Below are 18,197 nucleotides of genomic sequence, written 5' to 3' on the forward strand. Positions count from 1 at the left end.
ATCGACGACTACTGTGAAGTCCACCCGCACTCCGGTCTCAAGTTCCGCTCACCACGCGAGTTCCTGCGCCTCAGTGCTTAAACCAACCGCCGCCTGTCCGGTGAAACGGGGTCAACTCCAGCTGTCTGCTAGGTAGCGGTTCCAGATGATCGGTTCAAGTCGCCTCATTTTCCGGAAGCTTGTATGCGATTGTGTCATCTCGACACCCATGTCGCGGATCAGAAAATAATGAACCGCAGAAATGTCGATCAATGTGCAATCTTTGGCTTGCAATCGCTCTCGGATGGCAGGTGAAAAATTACGTCTCTCATTTAGACGAAACTCGATGATTTCGCTGGTAGAGATTGTGCTTAAAAAGGCTGAGTCTTTTGGGTTGATGGCAGAAACAAAGCCATTTTCAACTCCAATGGGAACTTTGATCCTTATTCTAAAGTAGTGGTCGCCTACGTTCTGCCTCATGCGATTGAAAAATTTGTCGCTAATATTGATTATAGTACCTGTTTCGCCATCCCCATCGATAGTCGAATACTGAAGTTCATCATCTGAGCATCGCCAAACAAAAAACTGAACTCGCTTGCTCTCTGGTTCGGAGGCCTCAAAGCATTTTCCGCCATCTACCATGCTCCCGGGTATAAGGGTTTGGTTGAAGATCGCTGATAAAGTCGACGTATCATGCATCACCTCAAACAAGTCATTTACCTGCTCTGGTTCAGCAACGAATGGTAAGCTGATTGACAGGGAACGTAGAGCTCGCAACTCTTCAAAACGAAATCCGATGTCAAACAAGTCAAAGTGTTTGTGCTTTTTACGCTGCCCGTTTCGCCAAATATTTATGTGTACCTCGGCACGAGGCGCGTAACCGGCTGCATCGATCGGAAAAGTGTCATGCCAGACGGCGATGCTGCCACGCATAAGGAATCAAGCTCGGTCTATCTTGATTGGGATGGTGTGCTCGCAATCGTTAATCTAGAGTGATTGTTGTTCGGCTCGGTGCGTTGAAAAAAGCTCAACAAGGCTACTCGTTTACAAACGATATTATACGCCTGGTAGCTCTTCCCTCATGGGGGCGCAAAGAAAATCCTCCACCCAATCCATCCACGCCCCTACCTTCCCCGCCTATCCTCCACTTATCGCTCTCACGGGAACTCTGGTGCGCACCGGGGAAGGGGAGGGCAGCGGTGTCCGGGTTGGTTGCGCAAACGGTAGCGCGATCTGGAGGTAATCAGTCCCCGCAAACCCGAGCGTCGGGTCGTTCACCTCAAATAAAAAACCCCGCCGTCTCCAGCGGGGCTCCACCTCTTCCTGATCCCGTCATCCGACCCTAGTACACATACCGGCCGTTACGCACCTTCCGCGCGATGTTGCGCGAGGCGCGGTCCTGTTGGCGCTCGATGCGGCGGCGTTCGCGTGGGGTGATGTAGCCGTCGCGGGCAGCGCGCCATTGCGAGCGGTCGATGCGGCGCTGTTGCCGCTCGATCTGGCGCATCTCCTGGCGGGTCAGGTCGCCGCGCACCGCGCCGCGGAGGATGCGGTGCTCCTGCCGGTATTCCCGCGCTTCTGTACGATAGGTTTGCGCGAGGCTGGGCACCGCCGACGCGATCACAAGCGCCAGGGCGCCGAGGATGACGTGCTTCATAAAACTTCTCCTGTTGCGGTTGGCACGAAGGCCAAGCTGCTGCAGCAACGTTGAAGCGTCGCGGAAGGATGCCTGGGCGCGGATCACATCGTGTGACAGCGCGAGCCGGTGGACGGAAAGGCAGGCCAACCCCGCGTGAACCCGCCGCGCCCCAAAATTCGGTCCACGCCCCTTGGCTCCCGTCCTATGCTCACCCCGTTCTTCCAGCCGGGATCGCCGATCATGACGGTGGTTGGCGAGGAAGAACCGGCGTTTCGGCGCCGGCCTGACGTGGGCCGGAACCGGAGCGGGCGTGAGACCAAGGTCGCGGCTATCCCCTTCCCGCTAAGGCAGCGGGGGCGTGGCGCGAAGGCCACTTAAGCCAGGGGGCCACAAACCCCGCGGCGAAGCGGACGCGGCGTTTCACTCCCAGCGCTGAACGGGCGGTCGCGAGATCGCAAACAAAACCTCAACGAGCGATCCCGCGACCGCCCGTTTCCCGGACCCATGATGGTGGAACCCGCCGGCAAAAAGCCCGCGGGGCGCTGCCCTCTGCGCGGGCGACAACCACCGAGAAACCCCTCGAAACGGCAAGAAAGGAAGCGCGGGCATGGATTGCGCGGCGTGGATCAAAAGGTGGGAACAAGACAACGGCCCGGCCACCTGGGCGGCCTACCAATGGGGCAGCCCCGCAAACCCGGGTGGCGTGTTGCGCCCGTTTCGCCGCTGCCGGCGCTGGTCGAACGCGCAATGGTTCACCAAGCGCCAGCTCAACGCGATCGACTGGATGGTGGACACGCCGCCGGGCTTGCGCACCCTGGTGGTCGTGGATGAAGCGGGCTTCTGGCAAACCTGCGACCGCGGGCGCTGCCGGCGCGACCGGCGCTGCATGGGCTGGATGGCGGGTGACGACGATGCGGTTCCGCCCTGCTGCGATGCAAGCGAGCGTTTCCGTCTCGTGGAGGAAAAGCGGCTGGTGCGCGACGCCGCCACCTGGGCGCTCCTGCGCGAAAGGCGAAGCGAAAACGAGGGGTAGGGGCGGCGCAGACGCGTCAGCCGGAACTTGGCAGCAGGAGGCGGCGTTGCGCAGGCAACAAATCGTGCTCGACGGGAAGGAGGGCGCGGTGTTGCTCGTGAAAGGAAACCGCGCCGCCCATGCAAGCCTTTGCCCAGGAAACCGCGCCCGCTGCGGGTGGCGTCGCCGGCCCGGCGGCCCCCGTCACCGCCACGACCCCGCCGCCGGATGCGCCGGAAACGGTCGACCAGGCGGTGAACCTCGACCCCGCTTACATGCTCGACAAGGTGGAAAGCTGGGTGGTGGGGTTCCAGCGCCTGCTGCCCAACATCGCGGTGGCGCTGGTGGTGTTTGCGCTGTTTTTCCTCGTGGGCTGGCTGGTCCGCCGCTCGTTTCTGCGCTGGGCCGCGCTGCACGACCGCGACAATCTCGGCGATGTGCTGGGCTCGTTTTTGCGCTGGATCATCGTGGCCGCCGGCACGCTGATTGCGCTCACCATCGTGATCCCGTCCTTGAAACCCGGCGACCTCGTGGCGGGTCTGGGCATCGGTTCGGTGGCAATCGGCTTTGCCTTCAAGGACATCCTGCAGAACTGGCTGGCCGGCCTCCTGCTCCTGATCCGCCAGCCGTTTCGTCCCGGCGACCAGATCGTGGTGAAGGATTATGAAGGCACGGTGCAGCGCATCGAAACCCGCGCCACGATCATCAAGACCTACGACGGCCGTTCGGCAATCATCCCCAATGCCGACGTGTATTCCAACGCGGTGATCGTCAACACCGCCCACCAGACCCGCCGCTCCGATTATGATGTCGGGATCGGCTATGGCGACAGCATCGATGAAGCCCGCGCGGCCATTCTCGAAGCCGTCAGTGGCATCGACGGCGTGGAAGCCAATCCGGCACCGGAAGCCCTGGTCTGGGATCTTGCGGCGTCCACGGTGAACCTGCGCGTGCGCTGGTGGACCAATTCGGTGCGCACCGATGTGGTGCATGTGAAGGCGCAGGTGCTGGAAGCGATCAAGAAGGCGCTCGATGCGGCTGGCATCGACATGCCGTTTGAAACGCAGGTCATGCTGGTTCACGACCAGACCGACGAAGACGACGGTATCCGCGGCAAGCAGCGCGAGGGCTGGCCGAAAAAACGCGGCGCCGATGCTCCGCGTCCGGTGCGTCACCTGCGCGGGGAGGATGCGGCGAAAAGCTGACCTTGGAGCGGGCGAAGCGATGCACTAAAGCGGGGCTCGGCCTTCCTCATCCGGTTCCCCGTTCATGCCTGATCCCTCCGCCGCCCCGCTCTTTTCTGGCCCGTTGTTCCTGGGCATCGACACGGGCGGCACCTACACCGACGCCGTTCTTTGGACGCCGGAGGGCGGGAACAAGGGCACCGTGATCGCCAAGGCCAAGGCGCTCACCACCCGCCACGATCTGGCAGAAGGCATTGCGGGTGCGGCCGGCATCGACATGCCGTTTGAAACGCAGGTCATGCTGGTTCACGACCAGACCGACGAAGACGACGGTATCCGCGGCAAGCAGCGCGAGGGCTGGCCGAAAAAACGCGGCGCCGATGCTCCGCGTCCGGTGCGTCACCTGCGCGGGGAGGATGCGGCGAAAAGCTGACCTTGGAGCGGGCGAAGCGATGCACTAAAGCGGGGCTCAGCCTTCCTCATCCGGTTCCCCGTTCATGCCTGATCCCTCCGCCGCCCCGCTCGTTTCTGGCCCGTTGTTCCTGGGCATCGACACGGGCGGCACCTACACCGACGCCGTTCTTTGGACGCCGGAGGGCGGGAACAAGGGCACCGTGATCGCCAAGGCCAAGGCGCTCACCACCCGCCACGATCTGGCAGAAGGCATTGCGGGTGCGGCCGGCCGGGTGTTGCAAGCCGCGGAAGTTGCGCCGGGCGAAATCAAGCTGGTGTCCATGTCCACCACGCTCGCCACCAACGCGCTCGTTGAAGGCCAGGGCGGCCGCGTGCTTCTGGTGATGGTGGGCTTCGGGGAAGTCGATCTTGCTCGCGACGGACTGAAGGAGGCGCTGGGGTCTGATCCCATTCTTTTCCTGCCCGGCGGCCACGATGTCCACGGCAACCCCACGCCGCTGGACACAAGCGCGCTGGAAACGGCGCTCCCGGACCTGGCGCAAAGCGTTTCGGGTGTGGCCGTGTGCGCTTATTTCGCCACCCGCAACCCCGCCCATGAACTCGCGGTGCGCGACCTGATCCGGGCCCGCACGGGCCTGCCGGTGACAACCAGCCATGAGCTCACCTCAAAGCTCGGTGGTCCCCGCCGTGCGCTCACCACGCTCCTCAACGCCCGCTTGATTGCCATGATCGACCGCCTGGTCGCCGCCACCGAAGGCTGGCTCGATCAGCAGGGCATTCGCGCCCCGCTGATGGTGGTGCGCGGCGATGGCGCCCTGGTATCTGCCTCCTTCGCTCGAAACCGGCCCATCGAAACCATCCTGTCCGGCCCGGCCGCCAGCCTGGTTGGCGCGCGCCACATGACCGGCCTCGACGATGCGCTGGTGTCGGATATCGGCGGCACCACGACAGATGTTGCCGTGCTCGACAAGGGCCGTCCGCGCCTTGACCCGGAGGGTGCAACGGTTGGCGGGTTCCGCACGATGGTTGAAGCGGTCGCCATGCGCACCTTCGGTTTGGGCGGCGACTCGGAAGTGGCGCTCGACGATGACGGCCTCGCGCTCGGCATCAAGCTGGGTCCGCGCCGGCTTGTGCCGCTGTCGCTGCTCGGCCAGGCACATGGCCCTCTCGTGCATGAAGCGCTGGAACGGCAGTTGCGAACGCCCAATCCCGGCCGGATGGATGGTCGTTTTGCCTTGCGCACCGGCGTGCCCGACCATTTGGCCGCTGGCCTGACTGCCCCAGAGGCCAGGCTTTACGACGCGATCACCGCGACCCCCCAGCCGCTTGATCGCCTGCTCACCTCCACCGCGCAGGTCGCCACCCTCAACCGTCTGGTCGGGCGAGGCCTGATCCACGTCAGCGGCTTTACCCCGTCGGACGCCGCGCATGTGCTCCGGCTTCAGTCGAACTGGGATCATGGCGCTGCGGATCTTGGCGGGAAACTCTTTGCCCGACGCAAAAGCGGCCGTGGCCAGCCGGTCGCGCCCGATGCCGAAACCCTGTCTGGCCGCGTGCTGGCGGCACTCACCCGTCGCTCCGCAGAAGTGATCCTCGAAACAGCCTTCGCGGAAGACGGCCTCGACGGTCCCGCAACGGTCGCCCACCCGCTGGTCCAGAACGCCTTGAACGGACGCGGAGGGATTGCCGGGATGAGCCTTGCGGTGGATCGCCCCGTGATTGGTTTGGGCGCGTCCGCCCCGTTGCATTACGCAACACTGCCGGATCTGCTCAACCAAGGCTGCGTGGTGCCGGAAGATACGGACGTCGCCAATGCGCTCGGTGCCGTGGTCGGCCAGGTTCGCGTGTCGGTGGAAATCCGCGTTAGCCAACCCAAGGAAGGCCTGTTTCGCGCCAGCCTTGGGGAACGGCAGGCCGATTTCAACGCGGAAGCACCGGCTATGGCTGCAGCCGAGGATTATGCGCGCTTGATCGCCGTTGAACGCGCAGGGCAAGCGGGCGCTCAGGACCCGCAGATCACGATCAACCACGACGTGAGCGCTGCCACTGTTGAGGATCAGCGCACCTTTATCGAGGCGATCATCACGGCGACCGCAAGCGGCCGCCCGCGGATTGCCGTTTGAAGCGACGGTGAATTGACCGTCCCCGGCGAAGATGGTCAAAGCGGCGAAGGGCGCTTTTGCAAGGGAGGAACGCTGGTGGCAGATCGTTTGGAAATCCACGGCTTGAAGGTGGATGCGGCGCTTGCGGCTTTCGTTCGCGACGAAGCGCTGCCGGGCACCGGTGTTGAGGAAGATGCGTTCTGGACCGGCTTTGCGAACCTTCTTGCCGATCTCGCGCCGAAGAACCACGCGCTGCTTGCAAAGCGCGACGAGCTTCAGGCCAAGATCGACCAGTGGCATCGCGACAAGGGTGCGCCGTCCGACATGGCCGCTTACCAGGCTTTTCTGCGCGAGATCGGCTATCTTCTCCCCGAAGGTGAAGACTTTTCCGTCGCCACGGAGAATGTTGACCCCGAAATCGCCAGCGTCGCGGGCCCGCAGCTCGTTGTTCCGGTGATGAACGCCCGTTATGCGTTGAACGCCGCCAATGCCCGCTGGGGCTCACTCTATGACGCCCTCTACGGCACCGATGCCGTTTCTGAAGAAGACGGCGCGGAAAAAGGGCGGGGCTACAATCTCAAGCGCGGCGAAAAGGTCATCAACTGGGTGCGCGATTTCCTGGATCGCGCCGTGCCGCTTGAGCATGTGTCCTGGAATGACGCCACCAAGCTCACGATCACCGATGGCGTGCTGACGGTCGGCACCGATATCCAGCCGGCCGGCCTCGAAGATCCCGGCCAGTTTGTCGGCTATCTCGGCGAGCCCGCGCGTCCCGAGCGCATCTTGCTGGTCAAAAACGGCTTGCACATCGAGATCCTGATTGATCCCCAAACGGAAATCGGCCGATCGGACAAGGCAGGCATTTCCGATGTTCATCTGGAGTCCGCGCTGACCACCATCATGGACTGCGAGGATTCCGTCGCCGCCGTGGATGCCGAAGACAAGATCACCGTGTACCGCAACTGGCTCGGCCTGATGAAGGCTGACCTGGCGGAAGAAGTGACCAAGTCAGGCAAGACCTTTACCCGCAAGCTCAACCCGGACGAGGACTTCATTGCGCCCGATGGCGGCAACCTTCCGGTGCGTCGCCGCTCCTTGATGCTGGTGCGCAATGTCGGCCACCTCATGACAAATCCTGCGATCCTCTTGGCTGACGGTTCGGAAGTGCCGGAAGGCATCATGGACGCCGTAATGACGGCGATGATCGCGCTGCACGACATCGGTCCGGACGGCAGGCATTGGAATTCGCCGGAAGGCTCGATCTATGTCGTGAAGCCGAAGATGCATGGGCCCGAAGAAGTGGCCTTTGCCGTGGAAATCTTCGCCCGTGTCGAGGACCTGCTCGGCTTGGAGCCGAACACCATCAAGATGGGCATCATGGATGAGGAACGGCGCACCACCGTCAACCTCAAGGAATGCATTCGCGCGGCACGGGATCGCGTCGTTTTCATCAATACCGGCTTCCTCGATCGCACCGGCGACGAAATGCACACCTCGATGGAAGCGGGTCCGATGATCCGCAAGGGCGACATGAAGCAGGCTGCCTGGATCCAGGCCTATGAAAACTGGAACGTTGATGTCGGCCTCGCCTGCGGTCTCGCTGGCCACGCGCAGATCGGCAAGGGCATGTGGGCGATGCCCGACCTCATGGCAGCGATGCTGGAACAAAAGATTGGTCATCCCAAGGCCGGCGCAAACACCGCCTGGGTGCCTTCCCCCACTGCTGCGACCCTTCACGCGACCCACTACCACACGGTCGATGTCCGCTCCGTGCAAAAGCAGATCAGGAACCGCGAGCGCGCCAAGCTGGAGGACATCCTGTCCGTGCCTGTCGCAACACGGCCGAACTGGACGCCTGATGACATTCAGAAGGAACTCGACAACAACGCTCAAGGCATCCTTGGCTACGTCGTGCGCTGGGTCGACCAGGGCGTCGGCTGTTCCAAGGTGCCGGATATCAACGACATCGGCCTGATGGAGGACCGCGCGACCTGCCGCATTTCCTCTCAGCACATGGCGAACTGGCTGCGCCACAAGGTGGTCAGTGAGGAACAGGTGACCGAAACCATGAAGCGCATGGCCGCGGTGGTGGATCGCCAGAACGAAGGCGATCCGCTTTACCAGCCGATGGCGAAGAACTTCGACGCGTCGATCGCCTTCCAGGCCGCATGCGACCTCGTGTTCAAGGGCACCGAACAGCCGAACGGCTATACCGAGCCGGTTCTGCATCGCCGGCGACTGGAGCTGAAGGCGGCGGGCAAATCCTGACCTGAACGATGCTGCTCGCGATCGACACATCAGCGAATCTCTGCGCCGTCTGCGTGTGGGAAGGCAATGCTGCGCTCGCGAGCATCACGGAGGACATCGGCACGGGTCATGCCGAGCACCTCATGGGCATGATCGATGAGGTGCTGGCGCAAGCAGAAGCAACTTACGGGGACCTCAGCCGGATCGGCGTGGTGATCGGCCCCGGATCGTTCACCGGCGTTCGGGTCGGCGTTTCCAGCGCACGCGGCCTCGCGCTGGCGCTGAGCATCCCGGCAGTGGGTGTCACCACGCTCGAAGCATTGGCGGCAGAAGCGCGTGCAGCTGGAGCTGCCCACCCGACGCTGGCGGTGATCGATGCGCGCCGAGACCAGTTCTATTCCGCGCTTTATGATGAACACGGCTCCGAGCTGCTGCGGCCCGCGGTTCTGGACATTGAGAACACAACAAGCCGTTTGCCGGCAGGGGATCTCGTGCTGACCGGCTCCGGAGCATCCGTTTTTGCCGATCGGCTCGGCCACTCGGGTCTTGGATCGGGGGCCACGGCTTCCATCGACACCTACGCGCGGTTGGCCGCAGCCAAAGCCGTAGTCGCGGAAAAGCCAAAGCCGCTTTACCTGCGCGGCGCCGATGCAAAGCCGCAGGCAAGCTTTGTTTTGCCGAGCCGGGAAGGCTGAACACGCGCCATGCGGTTGCCGTTTCTTCGTCGCGAGCATGCCATCCTCGACTTGGAAGCCGACGATTGCGCTGCCATTGCCAGGCTGCATGCGGAGGATTTTGGCCGCCCCTGGTCAGCCGAGGAGTTCGAGGCGCTGCTGGCGCAGGATACTGTGTTCGGTTTTTCTGCCCGCGAGATCGGCAATCCCCGCCTCGGTCTTGTCGGCTTCGTGCTGGCGCGATTGGCGGCGGGGGAGGGTGAGATCCTGACCGTCGCGGTGGCACGCTCTCATCGCGGGGTCGGCCTTGGCCGCGCCTTGATGGACGCAGTTTTGCGGAAGCTCCACAGCGAGCGCGCCGAAGAACTGTTTCTTGAAGTGGACGAAACCAACGCACCGGCGATCGCGCTTTACAAGCGCCTTAGCTTCAAGGAAGTCGCGCGTCGGCCAGGTTACTACGAGCATGAAGGCCGCCGGCGCACGGACGCCGTGGTGATGCGCCGCGATCTGCGCCGGACCAGACCCGCTTGAACGAAAAGCTCCGCTTCTGCTGGACGATCGCAGCGGTCATCCTGCTGACGCTTCTTCTTGCGCCCTACCAAGCCCTGGCCCATTGGACGGGATGGATGGACCCAACTGCAGCGCCACGACTGTGGTATCGCTGTGCTGCACGGATCCTGCGGTTGCGCATCCACACCTTTGGCCGCGTGGAAGAAGGGCGGCCTTTGCTGATCGCCGCCAATCACAGTTCCTGGACCGATGTGATCGTGCTGGGATCGATCTTCAAGGGCAGTTTCATCGCCAAGGGAGAAGTGGGCCGCTGGCCTGTGGTCGGTTTTCTGGCGCAGCTGCAAGGAACGGTGCTTGTGGACCGCCAAAACAAGCGCAGTTCGGGCAGCCAGGTGAGCGAACTTGCCGGCAAGCTCGCCGGAGGGCGCGCCATGCTCCTGTTTGCGGAAGGCACGACATCGGATGGCACCAACATCCTGCCCTTCAAGACGACGCTGTTCGGAGCGGCAAAGACTGCCGTCACGGAGGCCGGTGCGCCAGAGGTTCTGATCCAGCCGGTGGCAATTGCCTACACGCGGACAGGCGGCTTGCCGATGGGGCGGCGTTTGCGGGGGCTGTGTGCCTGGACCGGCGATGAAGAACTGCTGCCCCATCTGACCACGCTTCTGCGGCTGCCGCCGATCGACGTGGAGGTGCATTGGGGTGAACCGGTTGCGTTCACTGCGACGACCGATCGGAAAACGGCGAGCCGCGAGGTGGAACAACGCGTCCGCGCGATGTTTGCTGCCGCGCTTGCCACGCCTGTGCCATCATCGCGCGGTTGAGGCGGGGTCGGAAAACCAGTAGAAGCCGCCCATGAACCAGGTCGCCCCGATCATCACCGCTGACGCCGAGCCGCTCCCGACGCCCAAGAAGGTGTTCGTGAAGACCTATGGCTGCCAGATGAACGTTTACGACTCGCAGCGCATGAGCGATGCGCTGGCGGCAGACGGGTATGTCGGCACCGAGGTCATGGAAGATGCCGACCTTGTGCTCCTCAACACCTGCCACATCCGTGAAAAAGCGGCCGAAAAAGTATATTCCGAGCTCGGCCGCATCCGCGACCTGAAGAATGAGCGCCGTGCCGAAGGCCGCAATCTCGTGATCGGCGTGGCCGGGTGCGTTGCCCAGGCGGAAGGCGAGGAAATCATCCGCCGCGCTCCCGCAGTGGATCTCGTGATCGGACCGCAAACCTACCATCGCCTGCCCGACGCGATCCGGCGCGTTCGCGCCGGCGGCAAGGTCGTCGAGACGGAATACGCGCTCGAAGACAAGTTCGAGCATTTGCCGGCACCGGCGCGTAAGGTCGTTCAAAGTCGCGGGGTGACAGCCTTCCTGACCGTTCAGGAAGGCTGCGACAAGTTCTGCACCTTCTGCGTGGTGCCGTATACGCGCGGATCCGAAACTTCGCGCTCCGTGGCGCAGATCGTGGCCGAAGCCGAGCAATTGGCAGGGGCGGGTGTTCGCGAAGTGACGCTGCTCGGCCAGAACGTCAATGCCTGGCACGGCGAAGGCCCGGATGGCCGCGACTGGGGCCTGGGGCAACTCCTGTTCCGCCTCGCTGAGATCCCCGGCATCGCACGCCTGCGCTACACAACCAGCCATCCGCGGGACATGGACGACGCGCTGATTGCCGCCCATCGCGACCTGCCGCAGCTGATGCCCTACCTGCATCTGCCGGTGCAATCGGGCTCCGACCGCATTCTCAAGGCAATGAACCGTCGGCATACGGCGGCCGATTATCTTCACCTGATGGACCGTATTCGGACTGCGCGGCCTGATATCGCCTTGTCGGGCGATTTCATTGTCGGCTTCCCCGGAGAAACGGAAGAAGACTTTGCCGACACGCTCCAACTGGTGCGCGAGGTCGGCTACGCGCTGGCATTTTCGTTCAAATACTCGCCGCGGCCAGGCACCCCAGGTGCATCCATGAAGGATCATGTGGATGAAGCGGTGAAGACCGAACGCCTGGTGCGGCTTCAAGCAGCGCTGGCCGAGGAGCAGGCGAAATTCGTCAACAGCTTGATCGGCAAGACGATCTCCGTTCTGATCGAGAAGCCCGGTCGGCAAGCGGGGCAGATCGTGGGCCGTTCTCCCTGGCTGCAGCCAACGATTGTTGATGAAAGTGCCGGGCGAATCGGTGACATTATCGATGTGCGGGTACACGGCACGGGCTACAACAGCCTGTTTGCCGACCCTATTTAAGCTCCGGGCCGCCAGTGGCCTTCGAGAAGGAGACGCGGTTGACCGCAAAGGCAGACGTCAAGACGAGCCCGGCCGGCGCTTCCGATATGGCGCACATCGTTTTAACCTTCGACAACAACCGTTTTGCCAGCGCGCTCTATGGCCAGTTCGATGAGAACCTGGCCCGCTTCGAGCAAAAGCTCGGAGTGGACCTGCGCTCCAAGGGCAACCAGTTGTCGATCCGGGGTGAGCCGACGGCCGCTGAACAAGCGCGTCGTGCGCTCGACCAACTTTATGGCATGCTGCAAAAGGGCGCGGAGATCGGCCAGTCCGATGTGGATGGCGCAATTCGCATGGCGATGGCGACGGACGACCAGCTGAGCCTGCCCACGCTTGAAAAGAAGGGGCGGATGTCGGCCGCGCAGATTTCCACCCGCAAGAAGACGATCTATGCCCGCTCGGCCAACCAGGACGCTTATATGCGCGCGCTGGAGCGGTCGGAGCTGGTTTTCGGCATCGGTCCGGCTGGCACCGGTAAAACGTACCTCGCCGTAGCCCATGCCGCGATGCTGCTTGAACGAGGCCTGGTGGAGCGCATCATCCTGTCGCGCCCGGCCGTGGAAGCGGGCGAGCGCCTGGGCTTCCTCCCCGGCGACATGAAGGAAAAGGTCGATCCGTATCTGCGGCCGCTTTACGACGCGTTGTACGATATGATGCCGGCTGACAAGGTCGAGCGGGCAATTGCCGCCGAGGTGATCGAGATCGCGCCGCTTGCCTTCATGCGTGGCCGCACGCTGGCGCATTCCGCGGTGATCCTGGACGAAGCCCAGAACACCACGCAGATGCAGATGAAGATGTTTCTGACGCGCCTGGGTGAAAACAGCCGCATGATCGTCACCGGCGATCCCTCCCAGATCGACCTTCCACCGCATACGAAGTCCGGGCTCGTGGAAGCCTTGAAGGTCCTGGACGACGTTCCAGGCATCGTGAAGGTCCGGTTCGAGGACAAGGACGTCGTGCGCCATCCTTTGGTTGCAGAGATCGTGCGGGCTTACGACCGCGCCGGCAATGGTGGTCCAGCGGTTTGAGCCTGCCGGAGATTGCGGTCGAGCTTCAGGTCGAGGCCGGCGACTGGGGCGATGAAGCAGCGCTCAGAAAGGTTGCGGCAAGCGCCGTGACTGCCACCTTCAGCGCGCTCGCCACCAATGGCGGCGAAAGCGAGATTTCGCTCCTTTTCACCGACGACGACGCCGTTCAAGACCTCAACCGGGAATGGCGCGGCAAGGACAAGCCAACCAACGTCCTGTCCTTTCCCGCCTTTCCTGTGGCACCGGGCGATCCGCTTCCGCCGATGCTGGGCGACATCGTGCTTGGGTGCGAAACGGTTGCCGCCGAAGCGCGCGACGAGAACAAGCCCTTCGACCACCATATGACGCATCTTCTTGTTCACGGTGTTCTTCACCTCCTCGGATATGATCACGAAGACGAGGAACAAGCGGAGGAGATGGAAGGTTTAGAGGTGCGGATTCTCTCAAGCCTTGCCATTCCCGATCCCTATGGCTACTTGAAGACCTCGCGATCAACACGGACCGGCGATTGGCCGGAAGATGATGAACGATAAAGACATAGCCGTCGCTGGCCACGAGCCGAGCAGCGGATCGCCCGACCAGAAGGAAGACGGGCCGAGTAGTCAGGCCGAGACCACAAGTCTCAGGCGGCCCTTGATTGACCATATCGTCAGCTTCTTTCGTCCGAGGAACGGCACGTCTTCGCTGCGCGAAGATCTGACGGATGCCCTTGCTGAGACCGAGGATGAGACCGGCGACGCGGCGTTCACGCCGCTGGAAAGGGCGATGCTCAACAACGTGCTGTCGCTTCGCGACGTGCGCGTGGAAGACGTCATGGTGCCGCGCGCCGACATCGATGGTGTGGACATCACCACTTCGCTCGGCGATCTCCTGCGGGCTTTCCAGGAAAGCGGCCATTCCCGTATGCCGGTTTACTCGGAATCGCTCGATGATCCGCGCGGCATGGTTCACATCCGCGATGTTCTGAACCACATCACGCGTGCCGCCCTGGCAACCACCGTTGAGCCGGGCGCGCCCACGCCGTCGAAGACGGTGGAAGCGTCTTATCTCGGCAATCTCGACCTGACGCGCACGATCGGCGAGTTCGACCTCATCCGCTCCGTTCTGTTCGTCCCGCCCTCCATGCAAGCATCCGAACTGATGGCGCGCATGCAAGCGTCTCATACGCAGATGGCACTGGTGATTGACGAATACGGTGGCACCGATGGCCTCGTGTCGCTGGAAGACATCGTCGAGATGATTGTGGGCGACATCGAGGACGAGCATGACGATGAAGAAGATGCCGTGCAGCGCCTGGAAGACGGGATCTACATCGTCAATGCGCGCGCCGACCTTGAAGATGTGGCCCGCGCCATCCCCGGCTTTGAAGCTGGTGAACTGGGTGAAGACGTCGACACGTTGAGCGGCCTGATCTTCGGCGCAATCGGAAGAGTTCCGGTGCGCGGGGAGGTGATCCACGTTATTCCGGAGTTCGAGATCCAGGTTCTGGAAGCCGATCCGCGGCGTGTCCGCAAGGTTCGCCTAGTGCACCAAGCAAACGGGCAGATCCTTTCTGGGGAACCGGCAATCGCGCGATCAGCTTGAACGCGCGAGGTTGGACGGCGCACGACAGCCTGATACAGCTTCCCTCGTGATTCTTTGTGCGGGCTGAAGCATGCAGCGTCTATGGAGCCGGATCGTCCTGATCGATGGCTGGCGCCGGGCTGTTCTTGCAGCCTTGTCCGGTGCGTTGCTGGTCTTGGCGCAGGCGCCATACGACTTCTTCGCCGTCGGCTTCATCTCCTTTCCCATTCTGGTTTGGCTGCTGGACGGCGCCACAAGCGACGAGGCAGGTGGCTGGTTCACGCGCTTGCGTCCGGCCCTCGGCGTCGGGTGGTGGTTTGGCTTCGGTTACTTCGTGGCCGGCCTGTGGTGGATCGGCAATGCCCTTCTTGTGGAAGCGGAGGCGTTCGCCTGGGCCTTGCCTTTTGCGGTTGTCGCGCTTCCCGCCGTGCTGGCCATCTTTTGGGGACTGGCTGCCGTTTTCGCTCGCCTGTTCTGGAGCGAGGCGCTCGGCCGGATCGCCATGCTTGCCGCGGCCTTCGCGCTCGCGGAATGGCTGCGTGGCTTCCTTTTCACGGGCTTTCCCTGGAACGCGATCGGTTATGCCGCGATGCCCGTGCCGCTTCTCATGCAAAGCGCCGTCGTTGTTTCGGTAACGGGCATCACCGCGCTGACGGTTTTTGTTTTCGCTATGCCCGCCATGGCAGCGTCGCGCAAAGGGCGACGTGCCGGGTTCATTCTGGGGCTCTTGATTGTCGCGGCGCATGTTGGCTTCGGCTACGCACGCCTTTCGGCTGCCGTGCCGGCGGAAACCACCATGCCGGTGCGGCTGGTGCAGCCTTCCATACTTCAAAGCGCCAAATGGGATCGGGCGGAGCGCGACAAGATCTTCGGCACCTATCTCGAGATGTCGGCGGTGCCGCCAGCGGCCGGCGCGCCCGCGCCCCAGCTGATCATCTGGCCGGAAACCGCCGTTCCCTTCATTCTCAATGACCGTCCGGACGCCTTGTCCACGCTGGGCGACCTGCTGACCGATGGTCAGCAACTCCTGGCCGGAACAATCCGGTCCGAAGTGAATGGCACGCAAACCCGCTACTACAACGCGGTGACAGCGATCGGCGACGCCGGCCAGATCCTCGACGCGGTCGACAAGGTCCACCTTGTTCCCTTTGGGGAATACGTGCCCTTTTCGTCGCTTCTGGAGCGATTTGGTGTCAGCAAGATCGTGGCGCTGCCGGAAGACTTCTCTGCCTCCAAAAGCAGGGGAACCCTGACGCTGCCCGGCGGCCTCAAGGCAGCAGCCTTTATCTGCTACGAAATCATCTTCGATGAAGTGGTGCGCCGCGACGCCCAAGACATGGACGTTCTGATCAACGTCACAAACGACGCCTGGTTCGGCGATACGGCTGGGCCATACCAGCACTTTAGACAAGCCCAGCTGCGCGCGGTGGAAACGGGACTGCCGTTGATCCGGGCTGCCAACAACGGGATCTCCGGGGTCGTGGACGCCTATGGTCGGGTCAATGACGCTTTCGGGATCGACGCGGTCGGCACGTTGGATGTTGCAGTTCCGCTCGGCAAAGCGCTAGAAAGCCGCTGGGTGGATCCTTCAGCGGTTGGCTGGTTGATCGTGGGGGTTCTTGCTTGCGCAGGGCTCATCGGAACCATCCGTGCCCGCAGGCCTGACGCATAACGGCCATGATTAGGCCTTCGGGATGACGATACTGACGGATGGATGACTGCTGATTGTTCCGGTGGGGGCACAGGCAATCAGCAGGTGACGAGGGCATGATGACGGAAAACAAGAAACGGCCGAACCCGATCGACATCCACGTCGGGTCCCGCATCAGGCTGCGGCGCAACATGATCGGGATGAGCCAGGAAAAGCTCGGCGAGCAGCTCGGCATCACGTTCCAGCAGATCCAGAAATACGAAAAAGGTACGAACCGCGTGGGCGCCAGCCGTCTCCAGGCGATCGGCGGGATCATGAACGTCCCGGTTTCCTACTTCTTCGAGGATGCGCCGCGGGACGGCGCGGGCGGCCCTGAATTCGGAGAACCGCCGGCTCCGAGCTTTGAAACCGACTTCCTGAGCACCACGGAAGGCATCCAGCTTTTTCGGTCCTTCACAAAGATCACCGATCCCAAGGTCCGGCGCCGGGTACTCGACCTCATCAAGGTTCTCGCTGCCGAGGAAGAATAGTTCGCCGTGTCCCCGGCAACGGGAGATCGGCTGTTCTTGACGCCAAGCCTAGCGCTTCGTTAACAGTGCCGCATTATCCGGCCGGTGGCCGGATTTTGCTTTCCAGAGGGGACACCCGTGGCACGTTCGAACTACCTTTTCACCAGCGAATCCGTTTCAGAAGGTCACCCGGACAAGGTCTGCGACCGGATTTCGGACGAGATCGTGGATCTCGTTTACCGCGAAGCCAAGAAGTCCGGCATGAACCCGTGGGACGTTCGGGTTGCATGCGAAGCGATGGCCACCACCAATCGCGTGGTGATCGCAGGCGAGGTGCGCGTGCCGCATACGCTGTTGAAGAAGAACAAGGACGGCCAGCCAGTCGCCGATGCCAAGGGGCATCCGGTGATCAACCCCGCGAAGTTCAAGGCTGCGGCGCGCAAGGCGATCCGCGAAATCGGCTATGAACAAGACGGCTTCCACTGGAAGACCGCCCGGATCGACGTGCTTCTTCACGCACAATCGGCTGACATCGCACAAGGCGTTGACCGAGCCGCGGACGCCAACGCGGAAGGCGCGGGCGACCAGGGCATCATGTTCGGCTATGCCTGCACGGAAACGCCGGACCTCATGCCGGCGCCGCTTTATTACAGCCATAAGATCCTCGAGCTGCTGGCTGCTGCCCGCCATGCCGGCGAAGGCGATCCCGGCAAGCTGGGACCCGATGCCAAAAGCCAGGTCACCGTGCGCTACAAGGACGGTGTAGCTAGCGAAGTGACTTCCATCGTCTTGTCCACGCAGCACCTGGACGACGGATGGGACTCGGCCAAAGTCCGAACCGTTGTGGAACCCTTCATTCGTGAAGCGCTCGGCGACCTGAAGATTTCGGACTCCTGCAACTGGTACATCAATCCCACGGGCAAGTTCGTGATCGGTGGCCCTGACGGGGATGCGGGCCTGACAGGCCGCAAGATCATCGTGGACACCTATGGCGGCGCTGCCCCGCATGGTGGCGGCGCATTCTCGGGCAAGGACACGACCAAGGTCGATCGTTCGGCCGCCTATGCCGCGCGCTATCTCGCCAAGAACGTGGTGGCCGCAAAGCTAGCCGATCGCTGTACCATCCAGCTTTCCTATGCGATTGGCGTCGCTCAGCCGCTGTCGGTTTATGTGAACCTGCACGGCACCGGAAAAATCGACGAAGCGAAGCTCGAAAGCGTCCTGCGCGAGGTGATGGACCTGTCGCCTTCCGGCATCCGGCGCCACCTCGACCTCAACAAGCCGATCTATGCCAAAACCGCGGCCTATGGCCATTTCGGCCGCAAGGCCGGGCGCGACGGATCTTTTTCCTGGGAAAAGACGGATCTGGTGAAAGCGCTGAAGCAAGCTCTTGCGGCGTGAC

At 62.5% G+C, this 18,197-nt stretch carries 16 protein-coding genes and 1 pseudogene; 15 read left to right on the forward strand and 2 right to left on the reverse strand.

The features are described 5' to 3' along the window. Window positions 1-111 precede the first annotated feature (111 nt). Together J5Y06_RS17805 and J5Y06_RS17810 are read right to left on the reverse strand one after the other, a co-directional pair. Window positions 112-912, reverse strand: coding sequence for a hypothetical protein (locus J5Y06_RS17805; RefSeq protein WP_209336546.1), 801 nt, complete (start codon window positions 910-912; stop codon window positions 112-114). A 409-nt stretch (window positions 913-1,321) separates the two neighbouring features. Then, window positions 1,322-1,636: a hypothetical protein gene (locus J5Y06_RS17810; RefSeq protein WP_209336547.1), complete on the reverse strand. Its 315-nt coding sequence runs from the start codon at window positions 1,634-1,636 to the stop codon at window positions 1,322-1,324. A gap of 589 nt (window positions 1,637-2,225) precedes the next feature. Between J5Y06_RS17810 and J5Y06_RS17815 the strand changes: the two genes are divergently transcribed. The 15 genes and pseudogenes from J5Y06_RS17815 to metK all read left to right on the forward strand — a co-directional run bounded on the left by J5Y06_RS17815 (window position 2,226) and on the right by metK (window position 18,196). Next, on the forward strand, window positions 2,226-2,651 hold the full coding sequence (locus J5Y06_RS17815; protein ID WP_209336548.1) for a hypothetical protein: 426 nt from the start codon (window positions 2,226-2,228) through the stop codon (window positions 2,649-2,651). Between the two features lie 119 nt (window positions 2,652-2,770). Next, on the forward strand, window positions 2,771-3,835 hold the full coding sequence (locus J5Y06_RS17820; protein ID WP_209336549.1) for a mechanosensitive ion channel family protein: 1,065 nt from the start codon (window positions 2,771-2,773) through the stop codon (window positions 3,833-3,835). Between the two features lie 64 nt (window positions 3,836-3,899). Then, window positions 3,900-4,079 (forward strand): annotated as a pseudogene (locus J5Y06_RS23605) (hydantoinase/oxoprolinase N-terminal domain-containing protein); the annotation flags it as partial. A 232-nt stretch (window positions 4,080-4,311) separates the two neighbouring features. Next, on the forward strand, window positions 4,312-6,351 hold the full coding sequence (locus J5Y06_RS17830; RefSeq protein ID WP_209336551.1) for a hydantoinase/oxoprolinase N-terminal domain-containing protein: 2,040 nt from the start codon (window positions 4,312-4,314) through the stop codon (window positions 6,349-6,351). Between the two features lie 75 nt (window positions 6,352-6,426). Continuing rightward, window positions 6,427-8,598, forward strand: a complete 2,172-nt coding sequence (locus tag J5Y06_RS17835; RefSeq protein WP_209336552.1) for a malate synthase G — start codon at window positions 6,427-6,429, stop codon at window positions 8,596-8,598. Window positions 8,599-8,606: 8 nt separating this feature from the next. Continuing rightward, window positions 8,607-9,272, forward strand: coding sequence for a tRNA (adenosine(37)-N6)-threonylcarbamoyltransferase complex dimerization subunit type 1 TsaB (gene tsaB, locus J5Y06_RS17840; protein WP_209336553.1), 666 nt, complete (start codon window positions 8,607-8,609; stop codon window positions 9,270-9,272). Between the two features lie 9 nt (window positions 9,273-9,281). Then, window positions 9,282-9,782 (forward strand): ribosomal protein S18-alanine N-acetyltransferase, encoded by a 501-nt coding sequence (gene rimI, locus J5Y06_RS17845; RefSeq protein ID WP_209336554.1) that lies wholly within the window; start codon window positions 9,282-9,284, stop codon window positions 9,780-9,782. Beyond that, entirely contained in the window at window positions 9,779-10,585 is an 807-nt protein-coding gene (olsA, locus tag J5Y06_RS17850) for a lyso-ornithine lipid O-acyltransferase (protein WP_245248071.1), read from the forward strand. Before rimI ends, olsA begins: the two co-directional genes overlap by 4 nt. A gap of 31 nt (window positions 10,586-10,616) precedes the next feature. Then, window positions 10,617-12,005, forward strand: a complete 1,389-nt coding sequence (gene miaB / locus J5Y06_RS17855; RefSeq protein ID WP_209336555.1) for a tRNA (N6-isopentenyl adenosine(37)-C2)-methylthiotransferase MiaB — start codon at window positions 10,617-10,619, stop codon at window positions 12,003-12,005. 86 nt (window positions 12,006-12,091) lie between these two features. Then, entirely contained in the window at window positions 12,092-13,072 is a 981-nt protein-coding gene (locus tag J5Y06_RS17860) for a PhoH family protein (RefSeq protein WP_209336715.1), read from the forward strand. Continuing rightward, window positions 13,069-13,605, forward strand: coding sequence for an rRNA maturation RNase YbeY (gene ybeY / locus J5Y06_RS17865; RefSeq protein WP_209336556.1), 537 nt, complete (start codon window positions 13,069-13,071; stop codon window positions 13,603-13,605). The genes J5Y06_RS17860 and ybeY overlap by 4 nt, the downstream gene beginning before the upstream one ends. Continuing rightward, complete coding sequence (locus J5Y06_RS17870; RefSeq protein WP_385932576.1) at window positions 13,592-14,656, forward strand: hemolysin family protein; 1,065 nt, start codon at window positions 13,592-13,594, stop codon at window positions 14,654-14,656. Before ybeY ends, J5Y06_RS17870 begins: the two co-directional genes overlap by 14 nt. A 70-nt stretch (window positions 14,657-14,726) precedes the next feature. Continuing rightward, a complete protein-coding gene (lnt, locus tag J5Y06_RS17875) occupies window positions 14,727-16,307 on the forward strand; it encodes an apolipoprotein N-acyltransferase (protein WP_209336557.1) in 1,581 nt (526 codons plus the stop codon). A 98-nt stretch (window positions 16,308-16,405) separates the two neighbouring features. Next, on the forward strand, window positions 16,406-16,816 hold the full coding sequence (locus J5Y06_RS17880; RefSeq protein ID WP_209336717.1) for a helix-turn-helix domain-containing protein: 411 nt from the start codon (window positions 16,406-16,408) through the stop codon (window positions 16,814-16,816). A gap of 117 nt (window positions 16,817-16,933) precedes the next feature. Continuing rightward, window positions 16,934-18,196 carry a methionine adenosyltransferase gene (gene metK, locus J5Y06_RS17885; protein WP_209336558.1) on the forward strand — a complete coding sequence of 421 codons (1,263 nt, stop codon included), beginning with the start codon at window positions 16,934-16,936 and terminating at the stop codon, window positions 18,194-18,196. The last annotated feature ends 1 nt before the right edge of the window (window position 18,197 follow it).

The sequence above is a fragment of the Tianweitania sediminis genome (assembly GCF_017813335.1).
Taxonomy (GTDB): Bacteria; Pseudomonadota; Alphaproteobacteria; order Rhizobiales; family Rhizobiaceae; genus Tianweitania; species Tianweitania sediminis.

Coding starts and splice junctions, on each gene's coding strand:
- J5Y06_RS17805 (WP_209336546.1), bottom strand. CDS start 912: ATGCGTGGCAGCATCGCCGTCTGGCATGACACTTTTCCGATCGATGCA.
- J5Y06_RS17810 (WP_209336547.1), bottom strand. CDS start 1,636: ATGAAGCACGTCATCCTCGGCGCCCTGGCGCTTGTGATCGCGTCGGCG.
- J5Y06_RS17815 (WP_209336548.1), top strand. CDS start 2,226: ATGGATTGCGCGGCGTGGATCAAAAGGTGGGAACAAGACAACGGCCCG.
- J5Y06_RS17820 (WP_209336549.1), top strand. CDS start 2,771: ATGCAAGCCTTTGCCCAGGAAACCGCGCCCGCTGCGGGTGGCGTCGCC.
- J5Y06_RS17830 (WP_209336551.1), top strand. CDS start 4,312: ATGCCTGATCCCTCCGCCGCCCCGCTCGTTTCTGGCCCGTTGTTCCTG.
- tsaB (WP_209336553.1), top strand. CDS start 8,607: ATGCTGCTCGCGATCGACACATCAGCGAATCTCTGCGCCGTCTGCGTG.
- rimI (WP_209336554.1), top strand. CDS start 9,282: ATGCGGTTGCCGTTTCTTCGTCGCGAGCATGCCATCCTCGACTTGGAA.
- miaB (WP_209336555.1), top strand. CDS start 10,617: ATGAACCAGGTCGCCCCGATCATCACCGCTGACGCCGAGCCGCTCCCG.
- J5Y06_RS17860 (WP_209336715.1), top strand. CDS start 12,092: ATGGCGCACATCGTTTTAACCTTCGACAACAACCGTTTTGCCAGCGCG.
- J5Y06_RS17870 (WP_385932576.1), top strand. CDS start 13,592: ATGATGAACGATAAAGACATAGCCGTCGCTGGCCACGAGCCGAGCAGC.
- lnt (WP_209336557.1), top strand. CDS start 14,727: ATGCAGCGTCTATGGAGCCGGATCGTCCTGATCGATGGCTGGCGCCGG.
- J5Y06_RS17880 (WP_209336717.1), top strand. CDS start 16,406: ATGACGGAAAACAAGAAACGGCCGAACCCGATCGACATCCACGTCGGG.